Genomic DNA, 19,682 nt, shown 5'->3' with positions numbered 1-19,682 from the left:
GGGGCTAGCGCGCCGCCATCCCCGCTCCGTTCAGGTTAATCGAGGTGGAAGGTGCATCACTGCTGTCGGATGGAGACTCATCCAGATACTCGATGGGGCCCCAGTCCGGTTTGAAGGCATATTGCACGAGCCCCACGGCGAAGCCAGCTCCGTGCGACGCGTGCAGAACGGGAAAGATGCTCCAGATGACCGGAATCGCCGTTGCCCCGAGCTTCCTCCCGACGCGCACCGCCTCGGCCAGGGTGCCGAGGGCGTAGCCGCCGAAGGCGAACGGTGTGAACGGCTGCAGGTGCGACGTGAGAAGAAGCCCCACGCCGCCGGTTAGTGCGAAGAACGGAAGCGCCGGCCGCAGGGTGAGAAACTTGCCGTGCTTCCAGAGGGTGCGCGCGCGCCCTTTCCCATATTTGAAATACTGCCGCGCCAGCGCACCCAGCGATTCGCGCGGGTAATAGTGCACGATGATGCGTCGGCTCAAATAGACTTTTCCACCCGCGGCATGGATGCGCTGGTTGATCTCCGCATCCTCGTTGGTAATGGCCTTGCGATCGAAGAGCCCCGCCCGCGCGAACACTTGCCGCGGGAAGGCACCGGGAAAGACCGTGTCGACGAAGCCTTCCGCATCGACTTGGCGGTATTTGGAATTGCCGATGGCGAGCGGACTCTCCAGCGCCGCGGCGAGGGCGCGCTGGAAGAAGGTGTGTGCGCGCGGGCGGGCGGCGCCGCCGACATTGCTGGCCCCCGTTTCCGCGAGCACCAGCACGCACTGGCGGACGAAGTCAGGGTTGTATTCTGCATGTACATCCGCGCGGACGATGACGTCGCCCTTGGAGGCGCGGATGCCTTCGTTGAGGCCGGCGGCCTGAATGCGCTCCGGGTTGTCGATGACGCGCACGCGCGCATCTTCGTCCATGATGCGCGCGAGGATCTCGCGGGTCGCATCGGAGCTCATGCCGTCGACGACGAGGATCTCGAGCTGGTCCTTGGGGTAGTCCTGCGCGAGGAGCGAACGGATGCACGCTTCGATGTACGCCTCCTCGTTGAGGCAGGGCACGACGAGGCTTACCAAGCGGGGGAGGGAGGCGTCCTGGTCCATTGGGAAAACCGCTTCTTAGATGTCGCGGGCTACGGTACCGGTTCGATCTTTCCGTCCTCGGATACGCGGAACGCGAGGATGCCTTGCGCGCTTGCCTGCATTTTCGTGCCGTTTTCCCCATCGGGCACGGCACGCACGGTTCTGCCCTGCGCGAGGAGCGCGTAGCTCGCATTGGGCGGCACATCCGCGATGACATGCAGCGCGGCCGTGGGCACCGTGTACGCGAACGCGCCCTCGATGCGGTTCGCCTCGTCGGGCGCGGCCACGTAGACGTAGGCAGCGTCCTTGCGACGAAGCAGCGCCCCGCGTGCTTTGCCCTCGGTGAAGGCGACCAGCGATGGCGCGGCGACGTCTTGCGGTGAGGCCGACGCGTCGAACACGGTGCACCATCGCTGGGTGCGCGCTTTTGCCGGGGGGCGAATTTCGGCGCGCCACACTTTGTGCACGCCGAAGATGTCCACCGTCGTCGTTTTCGCGCCGCGCGGCAGCAGTGGAATCAATGCGCCGCCGTAGTCGTCGGCATCGCCCGCGTCGACGCGCGCGTGGTGCGTCACGTGGGGACGCTGCGAAAGATGAAACGCGAGCCACTGGTCCGCGCGCCCGTTCGCGGCCTCGGTGCGGTCGTCGAGGACGAAGAGCGAAGGCCGGAAGAAGGCGATCTGGCGCGTCCAGGCGGCCACGGTGCCGGGCCGGTACGTCTCCTCGAGGCGATCGCCGCGGACCACGACGAAGGGCTCGCGATCCTCGAAGACACCGACGGACGTCTTGGCCGACACGTTGGCAATTTGCCCCGGGCGAGGGCCGTCCGGTGGCTTGGCGTAGAACACGTTGAAGAGTGCGCGCTCGGCCTTGTCGCCGAACAGCGCCGCGTACACCTGGTTCTCCACGCGGGCGCCGTCCTTCGAGCCCTTCACGAGACGGGTCGGCGCATAGGCGAGCAGCGGCCGATCGCCCCGAACGACGGAGAGCGAGCCCTGATCGAAGAGCATTTCCCCCGAGTCGGGGTTGTTCACGTACGGCCCCGCGCTGAACGAAGCCCACACCGCGTCCTTGCGCCACGAGGAGCGCATGGCCACCGTTTGCATCCCCTTGGCGAGGTAGGCACGCGGCTGATCGTCGAACGGTGCGTCCGCGCCCTGTTCGTCCCAGAGAAGCATGCCCACCAGCGGCTCCAAGAACGTGGGCGGCCCGCCCGCGGCCTCTTTCACCTCGCGCGCGAAGCGGTGGAAGGCCGGCGCGATGGGATCCTTCCACATCGAGGCAAAGCCCCACGCACCGTACGCGAGTGCGGGATCGAAGGCGGACGGCGTGTCGCTCGCGTGGATCGTTCCGCGATCGTCGAGGGTTCGACGGTTGGGCCACGAGAAATGGAAAAGGTACTTGGCCTGGTCCACCGGGTACGTGAAGCCGGCGCGGACCAAGTCGACGTCCTTCGCGGTTCGCGCTGCCCACGCGGGAAGGCTCATGTTCAAGCTGGCCAGCGTTCCATAGCCCCAACCCTCGGGCCATCCGCCGCCGGCGAGGTGCGCCGCATAGAACGGCGCCACGCTCTTCTGGTGCACGCGTTCGAAGAAGTCGCGCCAGCGCTCGTTGGCGTCGGTGCTCTCGCTGCTCTCGCTACCTAGCGCGGAGAGGGCTTTGGTGGCGTAGTACCCGGCGAAGTAGTTTCCCTGTGGGTGATCGCGCCCGAAGCCGCGCTTCTCGTACACCTCGATCCACCGCTGGACGGCGTCGTCGATGCGGCGGCGCTGCTCGGGGCTCATCACGGCGTGGAGCCAGTCGTAGGCGATGGCCATGCCGGCGCCGAAAAAGCGGATGCCGTAGACCGAGTCGCGCTCCATCGGCACGGCGTGCGGGCCGTCCTTCTCGCTCATCTTGTCGAGCACCTCGAGCGCCTTGCGCGCGTACACAGTCGCGCGGTTCGCATCGACCGTGCGGAGGACCTGATGGCACAGCGACAACTCGAGCAGCGGGCCGAAGTAGCCTTGGCCCTGGTACCCCTCGCCGATGTTCCCTTTGCTGGGGTAGTCCGCGCCATCGGGGTAGGCGACCTGCGCGTCCGCGTAGTCGTCGCATCGAGCTCGAAGCGCCACCCAGCTCGGTGCATTGCCGCGCGCCCGTTCGCGCAACGCGGTGAGCACCTCCGCGGTGAGAAAGAGGCGCGGGCGGTCCTTCGCCGCTGTGTCGCTGGGCGGTGGAACCCAGGTCGAAGCGGAGGCGTTGCCCGCGGGCGTCGCAGGCGCAGGTGAAGCGGGCGTTCCTGCGGGAGAGCCCCAATCCTGCGCGGCGCATGCGGCGAGCGATGCCGCCCACGTCAGGCAGGTAAGCCATGCAACCGTGAGACGACGCCGCGGTTCGGCCATGAACGACAATGATGCTACGAGGGGGACGGCGGATGCATCGCATGGTAGGAAAATGGATGTGCCGCATTCGGACGAACGAAGGACGACCGCGGCGAGCCCCGCGTCGGTGACCGCGCCGGCTGATTGGCTGCGCGCCTTGATCGTGGCGTACAGCTTTCCTCCCGTGGGGGGGGCCGGCGTGCAGCGCATGCTCAAGTTGGCCAAGTACTTGCCCGAGCACCACGTCGTTCCCACGGTGCTGACGGTGGCGAATCCCTCGGTGCCACTCACCGATGCGTCGCTCCTGCACGATCTGCCGCCGGGCATCCAAGTGTTGCGCGCCCGCACCCTCGAGCCGGGGTATGCTCTCAAGCGCGCCGCGTGGAGCGAGACGGCGCACCATCGCAAGATCCGTCTGGGCGCGCTGGCCAAGGAGTTGCTCGTGCCCGACGCCCAGATCCTCTGGCAGCCGGGTGCGCAGGCGGCCATGCTGAAGAAGCTTTATTTCTCGGGCCCGCCGCCGCAGGTGGTGCTCATCAGCGCGCCGCCGTTTTCGCAGTTCTTGCTGGCCCCGGTCGTGCGTCTGCTGCGGCGGAAGGTGGCGGTGATTCTCGACTACCGCGACGAGTGGAGCACGTACCGCACCGCGTACGAGATGATGGGTGGCCGCATCGGCTCGAAGATTGGCGATCCGCTGGAGTCTGCGCTGCTCCGCACCGCGCACGCGGTCATCACGGCGACGGAGGAGTTCCGCGAGAACCTGCTGTCGCACTTTCGGTTCCTCGACCCCGGGCGCGTGCACGCCATCCCCAATGGCTACGATCCGGACGACTTTCCCACGGACCTTCCGTCGCCGCCGCGCGACCGCTTCGTCATTGGCTACGCGGGCACCGTGTTCAAGCTGACCAGCGTGCGCGGTTTTCTCGGGGCGGTGCGCCTGCTTCACGAGCGCTCGCCGGAGCTCGCGCGGCATCTTCACGTGCGCTTCATCGGACGCATCGTCGACACGGAGCTCGATGCCTTCGAGGGGACGGAGGCGCTCGGCGTCGAGCGACTCGGTTACCTCGAGCACGCGCAATCGCTCATCGAGCTGGCCCGCAGCCATCTCGTTTTGTGCACGCTCGACGAGGTGCCCGGCGTCGAGCGCATTTACCCGGCGAAGATTTTCGAGCTGATGTGCCTGGGGCGCCCGTGCCTCACGTTGTCGCCGCCGGGGGCGCTCACGCGGCTGGTCTCGCGCCATCGTTTGGGGGACGTGCTCCCACCGCGCGACGAGGCGGGCATTGCGACCTACCTCGAGGCGCGCCTGCGCGCGTTCCGCGAAGGCAACGGCCACGCACGGCAGGCCGCGGCATCGTTTGCGCCGCGCGGCATCGAGCGCTATACGCGGCATGCACTCGCCGGTGAGTTCGCTGCGGTGATGCGCGAAGCCTCCCGGCTTGCAGACTGAAGAGGCGTGCGGTACGAGCGAACGCGTGTCGCGCACGCACGAGCCGCGCATCGCGGGTGGGGCCTTGGTGGCCGGGGTCGTCCTGGGCTGCGTGGCCGTGTCCTTTTTCATCATGCGCGCGAGGACCGGCGGCTCTTTCGTCTATCCGCTGGACGATAGCTACATCCATCTCGCGCTGGCCAAGAACCTCGCCGACCAAGGCGTCTACGGCATCACGTCGCACGAGTTCACGCCCGCGTCGTCCTCCATCGTGTGGCCGCTGCTTCTCGCCGCGCTGCGCCCGTTCTCCAAGGGCGAGCTCGGGCCGCTCGCGCTCAACATGGTGTTCGCCGCGCTTCTCGCGACGGTGGTGGACCGCGGACTGCGCCGCGATGGCTACGGCGCAAGTGGGCGCGTTCTCGTCGGCAGTGCGATCCTGCTGGCGACGCCCATCGTGTCGAATGTGCTCATCGGCATGGAGCACACGCTCCATATGCTCGCGACGTTGCTGCTCGTGCATGCGGCGGTGGATGCGCTCGCGGCACCGGAGGCGACCCGAGGCCGCGGACTCGCCGCCATGGCGCTCTTCGCGATGATCGCCACCTCGGCGCGCTACGAGACGCTGTTCGTCGTGGGCATTCTGGGGCTGCTCGCGTTGATCCGGCGAAGGCTCGCCATGGCGGTGGCGCTGGGCGTGGGCGCGGCGGTGCCGGTGGCCGGCTTCGCGCTGTTCTCCGTAACCCATGGCGCGGCGGCGTTTCCCTATCCCGTGCTCCTCAAGCGCCACCACTTCGGCGCGGCCACGTCGCTTGTCGACTTCGCGATGCCCTACGTTCGCGAGCGGCACCTGCTCGCGCTGCTCGTGCTGCTCGGCTTGGCCTACGCGGGGGCGCGGGCGCAACCTTGGTGGGGGCGCGGCAAGCTGATGCTCGTCGTTGCCGCCGCGGCCATGGTTCTCCACACGAGCTTTGCCAAGGTGGGGTGGCTCTTTCGCTACGAGTCGTACCTGGTTTTGCTGAGCCTCGTCGCGCTCGCGGAGCCCATGCGGGCGGCGTGGGGACGGTTTCGCGTGTACGCGCTGGCGTTCGTGCTGTTGCTGGTGCCCGTGGTGACGCGCAGCGTGCACTCGTTCATCAAGACGCCCACGGCGAGCTACAACATTTACGAGCAGCAGATGCAGATGGCCCGCTTCGTGGCACGGTACTATCCGGATCAGCCCATCGTGATCCAAGACGTCGGCGCCATTGCCTATTTCAGCGATCCGCCGGTCGTGGACCTCATCGGCCTGGGCAGCCCCGCCGTCGCACGCCTCAAGCTGGCCGCGGTCTTTCACGGCGATGCCATCGATGGCGTCGTGCAGGGCCACAAAATCGCCATCGTTTACGACAAGATGGCCCGCCCCGCATGGCAGAAGGTTGGAAGCTGGGGCATCGCCGACAACGTCGTGTGCGAAGAGCCGCGCGTCTCGTTCTATGCCATCGACCCCGGCGAAGGCGCGCGCCTAGTTGCCTCGCTGAGGGAATTCGCCCCGTTGCTTCCTGCCACGGTCGAGCAGTCGGGCGAATACACACGCTGAGCTAGAAGAATTGTCGCGCCCGTGAGTGAGATCACGGAAGCGGCGCCACCACCTTCAGCATCGAACGGGTGACAGGTCCGCCCTATGCGCCCCCTCCCCTCCTTGCCCTCGCGGCCATTCGCCTGCGCGTTGTTCGGTCTCGCCCTCGGTTCTGCCGCTGCAGTCTCGGCGTGCGGTCCATCCCCAACGTACAACTGGCCGGCGGAAAGCGCGCTCGGCTACAAGGTTGGGCCGGGCGATATCCTCAAGATCAACGTGTGGAAACACGATGAACTGAGTCAACAAGTCACGGTGCGGCCGGATGGGGCATTTTCGCTACCCCTTCTCGGCGACGTTCCCGGGAACGGCCGCACGGTCACGGAGATCACCGCCGATATCCAATCGAAGCTCAAACAGTTTTTCCAGGAGCAACCCCCGGCCAACGTCCAAGTGTCCGAGGTGCACTCCTATCGAATTTACGTCGTTGGCGAAGTCCAGCGTGGCGGAGAATTCACGCCCAGCGGCGAGGTCACGGTTTTGCACGGTCTGGCGCTCGCCGGCGGCTTCACCCGTTTTGCCAACCCAGCGCGCATCGTCATCGTCCGGCGTGACGCGCGCGGTGAAAGGCGGATCCCCTTCGATTTCGATGCCGTCGTCGAAAAAGGTGAGCTTCAGCAGAACCTGGCACTGCAATCGGGCGATACCGTCATAGTGCCCTAAGTCGATAAGATCCCTGGCATTTAGTTGCAAAGGAGTATCGCTGCAGCCGGGGCAGCGAATCGAACGGAGCGATGGTCGAGCTATTACGTTCACCAAGGCGCCTCCTTCTCTTCGCGTTCGAAGGAGTTCTCGTGGCGATCGTGCTGATCGTCGCGGCGTGTGTCCGTCTAGGCCTCCACGACGGGCTCACCTATCCTCATATCGCGAAGAAAGCCCTTCTGGTCGGCTTGGTCGTCCAGGGCGCCGCTTATTACGCAGGCCTTTACGAGCTGCATTCGGTCCAAACAGCCCGCGCGTTGTTCAGCGGCATGCTCAAAGCCTTGGCGCTGGCGAGCGTCATCCTCTGGGGGCTCTTCTACGCCGTGCGTCCGCTGGAAATCGGGCGCGGCATCTTCGTACCCGCGATTGCCATCACGGCCGTGACCGTGCCCACCTGGCGCCTGCTTTACAACCGGATCTCGTCCAACGCCGGCTTTTTGCGGCGTACGCTGATCCTGGGCAATGGCGATCTGGCGCACGAAATTGCCACACTCATTCGCGAGGCGCCGGACTGCGGGCTCGAGCTGGTGGGTCTGCTATCGCGCGACCGCATCTCCATGACGCACGGACAAGAGGGCGTCATCGGCACCTACGCCGAGCTGCGCGACGTCGTCGAGCGGCAGGAGATCAAGTCCGTCATCGTGGCCTATCCGGACCGCCGCGGCACATTGCCCGTGGAGCAATTGCTCGAGGTGAAGTTCCGCGGGGTCGAGGTCGAAGAGGGCGTGAGCTTCTACGAGCGCATGGCGGGCAAGATCTTCGTCCGCGAGCTCAAGCCGAGCCAGCTGATCTTCGCCGAAGGCTTCACATCGCGACCGACGACCCGCCGCTTGAAGCGCATTTTCGACGTCATCGTCGCGGGCATCGGCCTCGCCATGGCGGCGCCGTTGATGCTGCTGACGGCGCTGGCCATCAAGCTCGATTCACCGGGCCCGGTTCTGTACACGCAGACGAGGGCAGGGGAGTTCGGGCGGCTGTTCACGATTCTGAAGTTCCGTTCGATGCGCACCGACGCCGAGAAGAACGGTGCCCAATTCGCCAAAGAGAACGACGATCGCGTGACTTTGGTGGGTAAATTCATTCGCAAGACGCGGCTCGACGAACTGCCGCAATTGTGGAACGTGCTCCGCGGCGACATGAGCATGGTCGGCCCGCGCCCCGAGCGCCCCGTCTTCATCGAGCAACTGGACCAACAGGTCCCGTTCTTCAAGCAGCGCCTCTACGTGAAACCGGGTGTAACCGGTCACGCGCAAGTGCGCTGCAAGTACGGCGCAACCGCCGACGACATGATCGAGAAACTGCAGTACGATTTGTACTACATCAAGAGCTACTCGCTGCTCTTCGATCTGTCGATCATGCTGGACACGATCAAGGTCGTCTTGCTGCGGATTGGCGCACGGTAGCCGTCCCGGCGTCGTAAGTTACGTGCATTCCTGGGAACGGCCGACCATGGCCGTGCACGCCCCACCTTCCTCGAATGCTGCGCAGGCGTCGGCCTTTGCCGCCTTGTAGCACTTGAGGAGCTCCGACACGGTGATCGAACAAGATGCCGGGAATTTCTGGGCAACGCACTCGTTCTTCGCGTTCACCTGGAGATATTGGCCACTCTGCGGGCCCGACTTGCATTCGAACTTGGCGCCCGAAGACGAATCGATCGCTTCCAACGTCAAATTGCACATGTCAGCCTTCTGCGCGTCCGACAGCGCGCCGAGGGCACAGTTCGTAATATCACCACTGCAGCGACCTGGCTCCTGCTCTCCCGGAGGCGGCTCTTTCGAGTCGCCATCGTCGTTCGAGGAGCACGCCGTCATGGCTGCCAGAATAGAAAAGAGAAACGCTTCGACCTTCATGAAATGAACCTCACTTGTTCGTGGGATCGTCGATGTGCGGGCTGAAATTGATCTTGCGCGAACGATCGCCGCGACGAGAGCACGATCCGTACCGGCATGGCATGCGATCCCCCGCGCCGCGACTTTCGGCCAATATTGCGCATATGCTCGCAGCGCGCGACGCGATGCACCGCGACTCCAGCCTGGTATGATCGGCGCGGTCATGGCATGACAATTTCTGTCATCGTTCGGTTGGATTCACTGCGCAGTAGCCTGCGGGGGCGTCTCCCGAATGCACGTCCTCGTCTCCCCCACGCACGTGTCCGCGAGTCCGCCATAGCCCAAGGAAGGTCACTCACGGGCGAGGGCTTGAAAGCGGCCTTGGAGACTCGTTCGTGAGGCGCCCGATCGCACTATCGCGCTCGAACGGTCATGGCTCGGATGGTGATTGAGAACTACTCCGGACCAGGAGTCACTTGAATCGGGCGAACCCCTTCGCCCAGTAACTGGAAATCGAATTTGTGGTACACCGCAATGGGCTGCCCATCGCGAACGATCGGCCGAAACCGATATGTCTCCTGAATCGTCGTGATGGCGTTTGCTACCGCTTCGTCGCACCCCACGGGCTCCACGGCCGGAAAAGACCCGCAATCCGAGACGCCGCCATCGGTGCCCACGATGCAAGAGAGGCTTACGACGGCCGTTGTCTTGGGAGGTACGCAGATGCCGCCGCCCTGTTGAAAGGATGGTGGGCTCCCCGCAATCTGTCGTAGCGTTTCACCGGGCTTCAAATTTTGCACGTCCGTGCGCGGCGACCGATCAGGCATGGGACGATTCGAGCGCCGCAGTGGAACACTCCCGACACCATCGCCGTGAAATTGCAAAGAGTACGTGAACGAAACTTCCTTGGGCTGACCATCGGACAGCAATGGCCGATACCGATACGTCTTTTCGAGATTCGCGACGAGGTTTGCGAACGGATCTTCGCAATTCGTGAGAATGCTTTTGGCTCGACACGTCGATAGGCTGCCATCGACCTGGAGGGTGCACTTGATCCGGACGAGCGCCGCGGTGTCCGGCGGCAGGTAGCAAGGGAATCTCTGGGCCATGTCATTCAGCGGCTCGCCCGAAATGAGCTTGGGACGCACCATGCCCGTCGCGCGGTAGTCACTGCCGTAGTCCGCGGGCGTCCACGTCCGCGGTTCGGAGCTGCTCGCGCATCCGAGCGCGGTCGTCAATATGGCGAGGGTGGAGAGAAGGTATCCGGCGATGGGTCTCATGGAAAGCCCGCCATTGTCTCTCTGCGTATCCATTTTGTCGAGCATTCGGCCGGGGAGAGCTCGCGCCCGAGGACCCGGTCGGCAGACGAAACCGTATTTCCCGACGAACCGCGTCGAATGACATGAACGCGATGTTCGCGCTGGCCATGAAAGAGGCGCCGTGTCTCGCAGGGGACGAAGTCGCGGTTCTTCGCGGAACCGCGAAAACCTCATTGAACCCCTTCCACAGCCCACATCGGAGCTATCCATGCGTTCGTCCATCCTTTTGTGCAGTGTTCTCTTCGCATCCGCAGGTTGTTCTCTCGCGCCCGATGAATCGGTACCGTCCGACGAGCGGGCCGGCGCGGTAAGACAACCGGATCGAATCTCGCCGGCGGACGATCCGACCGGCTTGTTCCCGCCCGTCGCGGGATTGCCGTCCTTTTCCCCGTTGCTGAACGACAACATTTCGAATGCCGATGTCGGTAAGACATTCGGCACCGACGACCGGCACGTGCCATATCCCGATACGTATTGGCCATACAGCGAAAATGGCATCGACGTGCGATGGCAAGGCAGCGACACGCAGTCGCCACTCGAGAAGCTCATTACCGTCACGAATCCGCAATACATGGACGCCGCGAAGGAGTGGAACTGGCGAAATCATGGCCAGGGTGCGCACGGCGGCCAGATCCAGAGTTGGGAGGGCATCTGCAACGGCTGGACGGCTGCGGCGACGGCGAATGCCCCACTGAAACACGCCGTGTTCGCCAAGCGCGGTGCGGGCGGTGGCATCGCCGCGTGCGCCGAAGGCACGCCGGACTGCGTGAAGTTCGAGATTGGCGACGTGAATGCGCTCATGGCCGAGGCGTACTACGACGCGCGCTCACGCTTGATCGGGAGTCGATGCGACACGATGAACGTCGAGCGCGACGAGTATGGACGTATCGTGCGCAAGGTCACCTCCAGCGGTGCGTCGGTCGGATGCCAGGGGCTCAATGCGGGGGCCTTCCTCATCGTGCTCCATCGTCAGCTCAAAGAGCAAAGGAAGCCGTTCGTGCTCGACGTTCAGCACCCGAACACCACGGCGCAAATTTGGAATCAGCCGGCATTTCGATACACGATCAACAGGTACGAGGCGCTGAACGAGGCGGAGGCGGCCAACCTGGTCGCGACCGGCCGTCGCACGGGGGCATTTACGCGTTATCAATGGGATGACCAAGCCAAGGGATTCGTCTTCGTCGACGCGAGTGTCTTTTGGGTCGCCGAATCCGGACCGAACGTTGCGCCCGTGTCGGGCCTGCAGTCGATGCAGGAGCTGCGCGTCGTCGCGGTCATCGAGCTCGATAGGCCGGCGACCGACAACAGGGCGAAGATCATCGGCGGTGAATATTTGGACGATCCCTCCGTCGGCGCCAATCGACTCGAGGTCGCGCCCTTCGCGTGGCTGGTCACGGATACGCTGCCCGACAACGTCGTAGATCCCGTAGGCCCGCGCAATCACTACGTCGACCCCAGCGTCGTCAAGAAGCTCGTGGCCATGGGGCAGCGCTAAGTCGACGAATCATTTCGCTCCTCGAACCAACCCTCACCCAACTACGTTAGGGAAACTCATGACCTTTGCTCGTATTCTCATCGTGGCCACCTCCCTCCTTGCGGGCACGAGCGCCCTTGGGATGGCGGCCCCCGCAGATGCATCGCCTTTGCTCGCGGACGAGTTCGATGCTCCGAACTGCTATCCAGTGCAATATCAAGATACCGTGGGTGAGAGCATCGTCTCCTTCACGGAGACATGCCTCAGCGTCATTCCGGAGTCGCCGAATATCTACGTGACCATCCGCGGAAAGGGCGCGGGCGTGGACGGCATCGTGCACGTGCAGGTCGTCATGGACGGGCAGGAATTCGCCAAGAGCGATGCCCATGTCGAGAACCCCAGCGCATCGTCGCCGTGGGGGGTGGCGGTCGTACTTCCACCGTCGCCGCCGCCCGGCCCCGCGGGCCGCAGCTGGTACACCATCAAAGCGTGGACCTCGCACGGTAGCAGCACCGCCGGCTACACCTGGACGCAAACCCGCATCGGCCGCTCTTGACGCACTCGGACGGGCGCAGCCTTCGCGCTGCGCTCGTCCGCAGGGGGACAGCAACGAGCTCGATCAGCGCTTTTTCAAACTATCGACGAACTTGTCGAAATCAGCACGGGCGGCTTTGACGCTTTTTTCGGGGCCCGTCATTTTGAAGAAGGTGCTGTCCTGGCCGTCGGCCACGATGGCGCCGAGCAAGGCGTAGTGCTCCTTGGGGCCGGCCGCGGCAGGCATTCCAGGGCCGGTCATCCCACCGCCGTAGGTGCCTTTGATCTCGACGACGCTCACGTTGAGGTTGGACACGGAGCGCTCTTTCTTTTCGATGGAGGCGCCGGACGAGAATTGCCCCACCCATCGCTCGATGTTCGCCGTGGCGGAGCCGCCGGCCACGATGACGCTGAGCTCCGTGTCGTCCGTGTCGCCCGCCGCTTTGGGAATGCGGTAGGTGGCTTTGCGCATGGTGCTGGGATTGGCCACCTTCTCCCAGGACGGTGGTGCGTCCCACACGATCTCGTGGCCCGTTGCCTGCGTGGTGGTGGCCGTGGCGGAGAGTGCGGCCGGCGCCTGCGGAGCTGGGGCAGGCTCGTGTTTTTCCGGCTCTTGGGAGCGCGAACAGGCGGAGACGAGAAGAACGGCGAGGAGGGCCGAGGTACGGATCATCATGGCGTCGAACTGAGTAGCACGATCCCGAAAGGCCCCGTAGGTTCCGTGCAAATGTGCACGAGCCGCGGCGCACATGCGCATCGACGGCATGGGCGAGTTGCCCACTGTCTTGGGCATGTCCTACCCGGCCATCGAATTTTGGTATCGCCCTACAGATGCGCGCGCCATCACCGTGGCGCCAGGATTCACGGCGATCGCCAGAACCGAACGTCTCCTGGCGACGATCGAGCATTGCCTCGCCGTTGGCTCGGTGGTGGTCGCCGCGCTGGAGCGTCGAACGTTGGTCGGCTATGCCACGCTCGTTCCATCGACCGCCGCGGTGGAAGACCGGTGGCGCGACGTACCGGACCTCTGGGAGCTCGGCGCGATCGAAGTGGCCGAGCATGCGCGTCGTCAGCACGTGGGCACCATGTTGATGGGCGCGCTCGAGCGGGCGCTGCCCTTGCCATCGCTCGTGGTTTTCGCGCGTGGCATCGTGGACCATTGGGCGTACGTACGCGGTGGCGTGACCCCCACCTGCTACCGCGGGCTCTTGCTCGCTTTGCTTGGCCGCGCGGGGTTCTCCCTCCGGCCGACCGACGATCCCGAGGTGGGAGAGCATCCACTGAACTTCCTGGCGACTCGCTTCGGTGAGCGCACGTCACCGGCGACGCTTCGGTCCTATTTGGAGCGGGAGAAGACGACCCCGCGAACGGAAATTTCTCTCTTTTGACGCACGGCCGGAGATTGCATGATGAGGGAATGGCGAAGGAATCGAAGCCGTTGCTCGACGATGACGAGGTGCTGAAGGACGTGCTCTCGCGATGGGATGCTTGGCTCGAGGGCCAGCCAAAAGCCCTCCAGCGCATGCTCGCACCCGGAGCCGAGCATGCACAGGTTTCGTCGGCCGGGCAGCAGCTTGGGATCACGCTGCCCAGCGCCCTGCGCATCCTTTACCGATGGCGGAACGGTGAGCGTCGTGGTGGCACCATCTTCGATGCCGTTCTTCGAAAGGAAATGGAGGCGGCGGCGTATCGTGAGGAGGTCGGGCCGATCCGGTTTCTCTCTCTTGCGAACGTGACCCTATTCGGCCTCGAGGATGCCGTCGTCGAATCCGCGGGGGAGGCGCACCGCTTTGGGCATTACGATCGTGACCAAGGGGGCGCGCCGAATGCGCACTTCGTGCCCTTCATGTGGATACCCGAGCAGCCTCGCGCACTTTCGCTTCTCGAGGAGGACGAAGAGAAAGCGGCGGAAGGTCCAGGCGACGGCGATTGGGTTTTCGCCGTGGACACCCACGTTCAGGCCGTGTGGTTCTTCGAATATGCCAATGAGGAGCTCGAAGGCACGTTCTTGCAAGCTCCCAATCTTGCGACGTTCATGAACGACGTTCTCCAGGCGCTCATGTCAGGGCGTGCCGAGGTGACCCTTCCTCGCCTCTCGGCGCGCGAGGCCGCACCCCGTGACGTGACGAAGGAAGCGGAAATTCTCTTGTCGATTCTCGTGCAAAAGGGCGTGATTGCACTCTCCGAGGCCGAGCCCGTCGACGCGGTGAGGCGCCGCCTCGAGGTCCGGCTGGCGCGCAAACCGCGCAAGCGCATGCTTGATGAGGTCGTCGCCTTCTTCGAGGAGGACGGCGGCATCGAGGAGACCTACGAAGAGCCCGATGTCATGCGGGTCATCGTGGAAGAAGTGGTGTGAAGGTTTCATCCGTAGGAGACTTCGGATGAAATGAGCGCCATGCGGCGTTTTCACCCCGTGCATCGTAGTCATTTTCCTGGATTTTCGTGTGCCGTGCTTGCGGCGGCTGTCGCGCTTGCCGCGTGCGGGCGCGAGGCGACGCCCTCACTTTCCGCCGCAGGGTCGGCCCCCGTTGCGGACGCGTCCGCGTTGGATGCCGCCATCGCCAACCTGCCCGAGGACGCCAGCACGCCGGCCCCCGCCGACGCCGGAGCGAGCACGCACCTCGATGGCGCGTGCTCGACGAAATCGTGCACCGTGCGCGTCTCCCGTGATGGCCGGGCCGTCGCCACCACCGACGGCAAACGCGCCGTTTTCGTCGAGCCGGATACGAGCGCGCAGACCGAGCTCGCCGCCAAGGATGGCGAGAGCTTCGTCACCGTGTCCGCCACGCATCGCTTGGCGCTCGTTCGCAAAGGAAATACGTTTTCGCTGCGCGGGGCCGATGGCAAGGACAACGCGATTTCGCGCAAGCTGGCCGGTGCGTCGAAGGTCATTCTCTCGGAGGACGGCGAGCGCGTGGTCGTCTTCGCAAAGGGGGACACGTCCGTGGCCGACGACTCGTGCCCCAAGCGATGGATCGATCTCGGCACCAGCAAAGTGCACCCCATCGTCATCCCCAGCGTTGCGGCGGGCGGGTCTTCCGAAACCTGCAAATGGGTGCGCCGCCGTGGAGTGCAAATTTTTCAAAGTCGCATTGGAATGGCCTTTGCGGATTATACGACCGCGCGCGCCAATATTTCGGAACGAAAAGGGCTCTATATTCTCGATAATTTCGGATTCGTCGTGGACAATGCGCGCGATGTCGGCGTATTGCTCGGCGCCGATATCGACGAGAACGCCCACACCATTGCCATTGCGCGCATTCCGGCGATGCCCGAGAAAATTGGCCGTGCACCCATCGTGGAAATTGCCCCGGTGGACACGAAGAAGAAGCAGGCTACGAAGCGCTGGCCCATCGAAGGCCATTTTCTCGCGCTCTGGCTCAGCCCCGATGGTTCGCGCCTCTTGCTTCGCACCAAGCAGAACGACGCGACGTCGCTCAGCGTTTGGGATACCAAGGAGGGCACCAAGTTGGGACAACTCGATTTCGACTGGGACGGTTTCGAGTTCAGCTCGGACGGCAAGCGCCTCGCGGTGGTCTCGAAGGGGGAGCTTCGCTTCGTCGAGTTACCTTGACGATGCCCGCGTCGCGGCCTCGCACTGCCGCGCGTACGTTGCCGGCGTGAAGCCGATTTGCGCGCGGAAGTCGCGAATCAAGTGCGCTTGATCGTGGTAGCCGAGCTCCTGCGCCACCGCGGCCCAATCGACCTTCGCTCCACCGGCCACGCGTTCGGCGGCTTCTTGGACGCGTGATCGGCGCACGATCCATTTGGGCCCGACGCCCACGTATCGCTCGAAAAGACGATGCAGCGAGCGCACGGAGACGCCGGCGACGCGCGCGAGATCTTCGGCGCGCGCGATGCCGCGATCCTCCTGCGCACGAAGCACGAGGCGATTCACCAAGTCGATATCCTCGTCGGGCGTCGGTTCGAAGCTGCGCAGGAACGATTCCACGATGGGCCGCACCACGGCGGGATCGGCGCTCTCGGGCACGGCCACGGTACGACCCGTCGCCTCCTCCAACGAAACGACGCGATCGACGAGTGTGCGCATGGGCACCTTCGCGAACGCGAAGAACCCTGCTGGCGTGAACTTGGTCCCGTGCACCTGCCCGCGTCCGGAGAGATGGGCCACGAAGCGGCGCGTCCCCGGGCCATGGACCTCGAAATCGAGGGTCGCGAAGGAGATGTGCGCGCAGGGGTACGGCAAGGTCTCCTGCTCGAACGGTGGCTGGCCTTCGAGATCCCAGCGCACGCTCCAGTAGCGGTCCACGAAGGGAGCGAGATCGTCCGGTGGCGGCTCCCGCGCGAGCGCGAAGCGGGTGAGCCCTTCGGCAGGGTTCAAGATTCCGCGCGTGCCGTCGAGCCCCATGGCGACGGCATTTTCGGCGCGGCTGGCGCACTTTTACAATACGAAACGTCGGCCTGGGCACACTCTCTCGCACGGGAGGCAACACATGGGAGAGACGAAGACGTATTCCGGCTCGTGCCACTGCGGCAAAACTCGCTTCGAAGTCACGGCGGATATCCAGAAGGCGAGCTCGTGCAACTGCTCGATCTGCGGGCGCACGGGCTGGTTGATGGCATCCGTGCCGTCGGACGCGTTCACGCTGCTGTCGGGGACCGAAACCCAGGTGGATTACCAATTCGGCTCCAAAACGATGCATCATTCGTTCTGCGGCACGTGCGGTATCCGTGCCTTCGGCACCTACGCGGTCGATGGGCAGGAGAAGGTGGTGGTGAACCTGCGCTGTCTCGACGGTCTCGATGTCGACGCGCTCGACGTGCAAAAATTCGACGGTAAGAGCTACTGACGCGAAACCCTTCGCGAAAGTCGAGCGTCGCGCATTTTTGTCCAAAGAGACGCGGCACCGTTTGCGTAAGGGATCATCAGCATGAAAATCAGGCGTATCGCGTGCGGTGCCTTCGCGACGGGGCTCGTGGCCGTTCTTTCAGCAGCGTGTGGAAGCGAGTCGGAGGGAGCGGGGAAGGACGCACTCGATCCGGGAGCTTTGGACGCCTCGGGCGAGGGGGACGGTGGGCCCGGTAGCGGCAACGTCGACGGCGGGCCGGGTGGAAGTTGCGGCGGCACGGTGACGTCGTCGCACAAGCTCGTGCCGATCAACCTCGCCGTCATGTTCGATACGTCGAAGAGCCTCGTCCAGGATCCCGATGGCGACAATACGCAGACGCGATGGGAGCCGGTCAAGCGGGCGATGAAGGCATTCTTCGCGGACGCACAGACCGCGGGCATGAATGCATCGCTCCACTATTTCCCTATCGTCGATCGCGGCGAGTCGCGCTGTGTTCCGGCGATGTACGCCGAACCCGTCATCGCGCGGACCGCGCTTCCCAGTGCGTCGTTCGCCGCGTCGATCGACCAGAGAGTGCCGCTCGGAGGAAGTCCCATGGAGCCCGCCATGCGGGGCGCGGTGGACGCTGCCGATCGGCTCGCAAAGGCGCGACCCGGCGAAAAAGCCGTGGCCGTCCTGGTCACGGACGGCGGTCCGAACGACTGCAACAGCACGTACACGAGTGTCCTCAACGTGATCTCCAAGGCCAGGGCGGCATCCCCGTCGATTTCGACCGTGGTGGTCGCCGTGGGACCCGAAGCCGGCAATCTCAACAGGCTTGCCGAGGTCGGGGGAACGCAGAAGGCCATCGTGGTATCGCCCGCCGATCCGGCCAAGGCCGCGCAAGATCTCCGCGCGCGCGTGGCCAGCCTTCAGGGGATCCCCGCATCCTGTTCGCTGGCGCTTTCCGCGACCGAGGGCCGCACGGTCGATCGCAACGCCGTCACGGTGACCTTCACGCCGGGAGCGGGTCAGCCTGCGGCGTTGGCCTACAACCCGACGTGTGCTGGCAACACGGGCTGGCGCTTCTCCGACGCCGCGGGGCCAGCCACGGTGGCCCTCTGCACGGCATCGTGCAACACGCTCGTCGGCGACACCAAAGCCAGCGTCTCCGCCTCCTTCGTCTGCCTGCCGCCCTGAGGCGTCGTATTTTCCGACAGCGGCGTCGGCGAATGTGGCCAACTACGGAGGGCCATGAGAACTTCGTCGATTGCGCGGGTCCTCTCCACGATGGGCCTCATGGGAATGGTGGCTTCGGTGGCCTTCGTGGCGTGCGGTTCGAATGACTCGAACGACACGTTCCGTGGGGCATCGCTGGACGCCTCCGTCGATGCGTTTTCCGACGTCTCCGCGACGAGAGCGGATGCGGGCTTGGGACGTCCCTTGGTGTACGTGGGAAGCAACGACGGAAAGATCCGCACGTATTCGTTCGACACGGGCACGTATGCGTTCACCTTGCTCGACACCGTGGATACGGCGCGGAGTCCGTCGTTTTTGGCATTCGACCCGGACCACCAGTACGCGTACGCGGTCGCCGATCGGCAGGGGCAGGTCCGCGCGTTCTCCGTGGGGCGTTCGAACGGAAAGCTTACCCCACTTCAAACCATCACCGAGCTACGTGGGCTTGATTTACCTCACGGAACCTCGCATCGACTGAATGGCACCGCTCCGTTCGATTCAATCCATTTCATCAGTAGAACTCATCGAGGAGTCGATAAAAGGCGATACGTTCGTCGGCCGGGTCAGCTCCGTATCGGGTGAAGAATCGCTGGACGTCGTCGTCGTCATATTGCTCGTTCATCGGGCTGGCCAGGCTGCGTGACATCAAGGCGAGGTCCGCGTAGCGATCGGCGAGGCCGAGGCGCCCGACGTCGAGCAGGCCGGTGACGGTGGTGCCGTCGTCGGCGACGAGCACGTTGGGGAGGCAGAAATCGCCGTGGCATACGACGACGTCCTCGTTCGAGGGCTTGGTCGCGTGCAATTCACGGAGCAGTTGCTCGATGCTCCACCCCGCGCGGTCGTCGTCGAGATCCTCGAGATCCACGAGGCCCGCGGCAGCGCGTTGCTCGGCTTCGGGGATGATCCGCGACAAGCGCCGGTCGAAAGGGCAATCGGTGGTAGGGAGTGCGTGTAATCTGCACGCGATGTCGGCCATGCTCTCGGCAATCGCACCGCGCCGGTCCGTCGGCCACACTTCCGCTGCGGAACGGCCCGGCAGCGCGCGCGTGATCAACCATATGCCATCGCCGTCGGCCCTCAGTTCGACGACCTCCGCGACGGCGATGCCCTGGCCCCCGAGCCACGCGAGACGCGACGCTTCCTGCGCGAGCCCCTCCGCCACGTCGGGCTGCGTGCTTTGCGAAGCGCTCTTGGCATAGAGCTGCGGCCGACCGGTGTCGTCATCGAGCCGAAACACCTTGGCACCGGACTGGCCAATCGTGACTGGCGTCCACGTGTAGCGACTGTATGGCGGAGAAGGTAATTTCGTCATGGCGAAG

General features: G+C 64.5%; 19 protein-coding genes. 12 read left to right on the top strand and 7 right to left on the bottom strand.

Going from position 1 to position 19,682, the window contains the following annotated elements; genetic code table 11:
* Positions 1 to 4: 4 nt before the first annotated feature.
* A complete protein-coding gene (locus LVJ94_38225) occupies positions 5 to 1,093 on the bottom strand; it encodes a glycosyltransferase family 2 protein (protein WXB02737.1) in 1,089 nt (362 codons plus the stop codon).
* 29 nt (positions 1,094 to 1,122) lie between these two features.
* The gene (locus LVJ94_38220; protein ID WXB02736.1) at positions 1,123 to 3,456 is read right to left on the bottom strand and encodes a hypothetical protein; all 2,334 of its coding nucleotides are present in this window, start codon (positions 3,454 to 3,456) and stop codon (positions 1,123 to 1,125) included.
* Positions 3,457 to 3,514: 58 nt separating this feature from the next.
* Here LVJ94_38220 and LVJ94_38215 point away from each other — a divergent pair, with 58 nt between their 5' ends.
* The 4 genes from LVJ94_38215 (at position 3,515) to LVJ94_38200 (ending at position 8,581) form a co-directional block, all read left to right on the top strand.
* The gene (locus tag LVJ94_38215; protein ID WXB02735.1) at positions 3,515 to 4,885 is read left to right on the top strand and encodes a glycosyltransferase; all 1,371 of its coding nucleotides are present in this window, start codon (positions 3,515 to 3,517) and stop codon (positions 4,883 to 4,885) included.
* Between the two features lie 25 nt (positions 4,886 to 4,910).
* The gene (locus LVJ94_38210) at positions 4,911 to 6,440 is read left to right on the top strand and encodes a hypothetical protein (GenBank protein WXB02734.1); all 1,530 of its coding nucleotides are present in this window, start codon (positions 4,911 to 4,913) and stop codon (positions 6,438 to 6,440) included.
* Positions 6,441 to 6,524: 84 nt separating this feature from the next.
* A complete protein-coding gene (locus LVJ94_38205; GenBank protein WXB02733.1) occupies positions 6,525 to 7,139 on the top strand; it encodes a polysaccharide biosynthesis/export family protein in 615 nt (204 codons plus the stop codon).
* A gap of 71 nt (positions 7,140 to 7,210) precedes the next feature.
* On the top strand, positions 7,211 to 8,581 hold the full coding sequence (locus tag LVJ94_38200; GenBank protein WXB02732.1) for a sugar transferase: 1,371 nt from the start codon (positions 7,211 to 7,213) through the stop codon (positions 8,579 to 8,581).
* An 18-nt stretch (positions 8,582 to 8,599) separates the two neighbouring features.
* On the opposite strand, the gene LVJ94_38195 is transcribed toward LVJ94_38200, so the two are convergent.
* Complete coding sequence (locus tag LVJ94_38195; protein WXB02731.1) at positions 8,600 to 9,028, bottom strand: hypothetical protein; 429 nt, start codon at positions 9,026 to 9,028, stop codon at positions 8,600 to 8,602.
* A 434-nt stretch (positions 9,029 to 9,462) separates the two neighbouring features.
* The gene (locus LVJ94_38190) at positions 9,463 to 10,287 is read right to left on the bottom strand and encodes a hypothetical protein (GenBank protein WXB02730.1); all 825 of its coding nucleotides are present in this window, start codon (positions 10,285 to 10,287) and stop codon (positions 9,463 to 9,465) included.
* A 247-nt stretch (positions 10,288 to 10,534) separates the two neighbouring features.
* Between LVJ94_38190 and LVJ94_38185 the strand changes: the two genes are divergently transcribed.
* Both LVJ94_38185 and LVJ94_38180 read left to right on the top strand, forming a co-directional pair.
* Complete coding sequence (locus tag LVJ94_38185; protein ID WXB02729.1) at positions 10,535 to 11,821, top strand: hypothetical protein; 1,287 nt, start codon at positions 10,535 to 10,537, stop codon at positions 11,819 to 11,821.
* Positions 11,822 to 11,879: 58 nt separating this feature from the next.
* On the top strand, positions 11,880 to 12,356 hold the full coding sequence (locus tag LVJ94_38180) for a hypothetical protein (GenBank protein ID WXB02728.1): 477 nt from the start codon (positions 11,880 to 11,882) through the stop codon (positions 12,354 to 12,356).
* Between the two features lie 63 nt (positions 12,357 to 12,419).
* Here the strand turns inward: LVJ94_38180 and LVJ94_38175 are convergent, their stop codons facing one another.
* Complete coding sequence (locus tag LVJ94_38175; protein ID WXB02727.1) at positions 12,420 to 13,010, bottom strand: hypothetical protein; 591 nt, start codon at positions 13,008 to 13,010, stop codon at positions 12,420 to 12,422.
* 73 nt (positions 13,011 to 13,083) lie between these two features.
* On the opposite strand from LVJ94_38175, the gene LVJ94_38170 reads away from it, so the two are divergent.
* The 3 genes from LVJ94_38170 (at position 13,084) to LVJ94_38160 (ending at position 15,908) form a co-directional block, all read left to right on the top strand.
* Positions 13,084 to 13,722 carry a GNAT family N-acetyltransferase gene (locus tag LVJ94_38170; GenBank protein WXB02726.1) on the top strand — a complete coding sequence of 213 codons (639 nt, stop codon included), beginning with the start codon at positions 13,084 to 13,086 and terminating at the stop codon, positions 13,720 to 13,722.
* 29 nt (positions 13,723 to 13,751) lie between these two features.
* Positions 13,752 to 14,690 (top strand): hypothetical protein, encoded by a 939-nt coding sequence (locus LVJ94_38165; GenBank protein WXB02725.1) that lies wholly within the window; start codon positions 13,752 to 13,754, stop codon positions 14,688 to 14,690.
* Positions 14,691 to 14,783: 93 nt separating this feature from the next.
* Positions 14,784 to 15,908, top strand: a complete 1,125-nt coding sequence (locus LVJ94_38160) for a hypothetical protein (protein WXB02724.1) — start codon at positions 14,784 to 14,786, stop codon at positions 15,906 to 15,908.
* Here the strand turns inward: LVJ94_38160 and LVJ94_38155 are convergent.
* The gene (locus LVJ94_38155) at positions 15,900 to 16,703 is read right to left on the bottom strand and encodes a helix-turn-helix domain-containing protein (GenBank protein WXB02723.1); all 804 of its coding nucleotides are present in this window, start codon (positions 16,701 to 16,703) and stop codon (positions 15,900 to 15,902) included. The two genes, LVJ94_38160 and LVJ94_38155, sit on opposite strands and share 9 nt — an antisense overlap.
* Positions 16,704 to 16,788: 85 nt before the next feature.
* On the opposite strand from LVJ94_38155, the gene LVJ94_38150 reads away from it, so the two are divergent.
* From LVJ94_38150 to LVJ94_38140, 3 genes are all read left to right on the top strand, one after another.
* Complete coding sequence (locus tag LVJ94_38150) at positions 16,789 to 17,145, top strand: GFA family protein (protein WXB02722.1); 357 nt, start codon at positions 16,789 to 16,791, stop codon at positions 17,143 to 17,145.
* 81 nt (positions 17,146 to 17,226) lie between these two features.
* Positions 17,227 to 18,324, top strand: a complete 1,098-nt coding sequence (locus LVJ94_38145; protein WXB02721.1) for a VWA domain-containing protein — start codon at positions 17,227 to 17,229, stop codon at positions 18,322 to 18,324.
* A gap of 54 nt (positions 18,325 to 18,378) precedes the next feature.
* Positions 18,379 to 18,945 (top strand): lactonase family protein, encoded by a 567-nt coding sequence (locus LVJ94_38140; GenBank protein WXB02720.1) that lies wholly within the window; start codon positions 18,379 to 18,381, stop codon positions 18,943 to 18,945.
* Here the strand turns inward: LVJ94_38140 and LVJ94_38135 are convergent.
* Positions 18,875 to 19,675 carry an aminoglycoside 3'-phosphotransferase gene (locus tag LVJ94_38135; GenBank protein ID WXB02719.1) on the bottom strand — a complete coding sequence of 267 codons (801 nt, stop codon included), beginning with the start codon at positions 19,673 to 19,675 and terminating at the stop codon, positions 18,875 to 18,877. The genes LVJ94_38140 and LVJ94_38135 overlap by 71 nt on opposite strands.
* Positions 19,676 to 19,682 lie beyond the last annotated feature (7 nt).

The sequence above is a fragment of the Sorangiineae bacterium MSr11367 genome (genome assembly GCA_037157805.1).
Classification (GTDB): domain Bacteria; phylum Myxococcota_A; class Polyangia; order Polyangiales; family Polyangiaceae; genus Pendulispora; species Pendulispora rubella.
Note: the sequence above shows the minus strand (reverse complement) of the source record. Positions and strands in the feature narration are given on the sequence as shown.

Coding starts and splice junctions, on each gene's coding strand:
- LVJ94_38190 (WXB02730.1), bottom strand. CDS start 10,287: ATGAGACCCATCGCCGGATACCTTCTCTCCACCCTCGCCATATTGACG.
- LVJ94_38165 (WXB02725.1), top strand. CDS start 13,752: ATGGCGAAGGAATCGAAGCCGTTGCTCGACGATGACGAGGTGCTGAAG.
- LVJ94_38170 (WXB02726.1), top strand. CDS start 13,084: ATGCGCATCGACGGCATGGGCGAGTTGCCCACTGTCTTGGGCATGTCC.
- LVJ94_38185 (WXB02729.1), top strand. CDS start 10,535: ATGCGTTCGTCCATCCTTTTGTGCAGTGTTCTCTTCGCATCCGCAGGT.
- LVJ94_38155 (WXB02723.1), bottom strand. CDS start 16,703: ATGGGGCTCGACGGCACGCGCGGAATCTTGAACCCTGCCGAAGGGCTC.
- LVJ94_38225 (WXB02737.1), bottom strand. CDS start 1,093: ATGGACCAGGACGCCTCCCTCCCCCGCTTGGTAAGCCTCGTCGTGCCC.
- LVJ94_38220 (WXB02736.1), bottom strand. CDS start 3,456: ATGGCCGAACCGCGGCGTCGTCTCACGGTTGCATGGCTTACCTGCCTG.
- LVJ94_38140 (WXB02720.1), top strand. CDS start 18,379: ATGAGAACTTCGTCGATTGCGCGGGTCCTCTCCACGATGGGCCTCATG.
- LVJ94_38195 (WXB02731.1), bottom strand. CDS start 9,028: ATGAAGGTCGAAGCGTTTCTCTTTTCTATTCTGGCAGCCATGACGGCG.
- LVJ94_38150 (WXB02722.1), top strand. CDS start 16,789: ATGGGAGAGACGAAGACGTATTCCGGCTCGTGCCACTGCGGCAAAACT.
- LVJ94_38205 (WXB02733.1), top strand. CDS start 6,525: ATGCGCCCCCTCCCCTCCTTGCCCTCGCGGCCATTCGCCTGCGCGTTG.
- LVJ94_38145 (WXB02721.1), top strand. CDS start 17,227: ATGAAAATCAGGCGTATCGCGTGCGGTGCCTTCGCGACGGGGCTCGTG.
- LVJ94_38175 (WXB02727.1), bottom strand. CDS start 13,010: ATGATGATCCGTACCTCGGCCCTCCTCGCCGTTCTTCTCGTCTCCGCC.
- LVJ94_38135 (WXB02719.1), bottom strand. CDS start 19,675: ATGACGAAATTACCTTCTCCGCCATACAGTCGCTACACGTGGACGCCA.
- LVJ94_38200 (WXB02732.1), top strand. CDS start 7,211: ATGGTCGAGCTATTACGTTCACCAAGGCGCCTCCTTCTCTTCGCGTTC.
- LVJ94_38180 (WXB02728.1), top strand. CDS start 11,880: ATGACCTTTGCTCGTATTCTCATCGTGGCCACCTCCCTCCTTGCGGGC.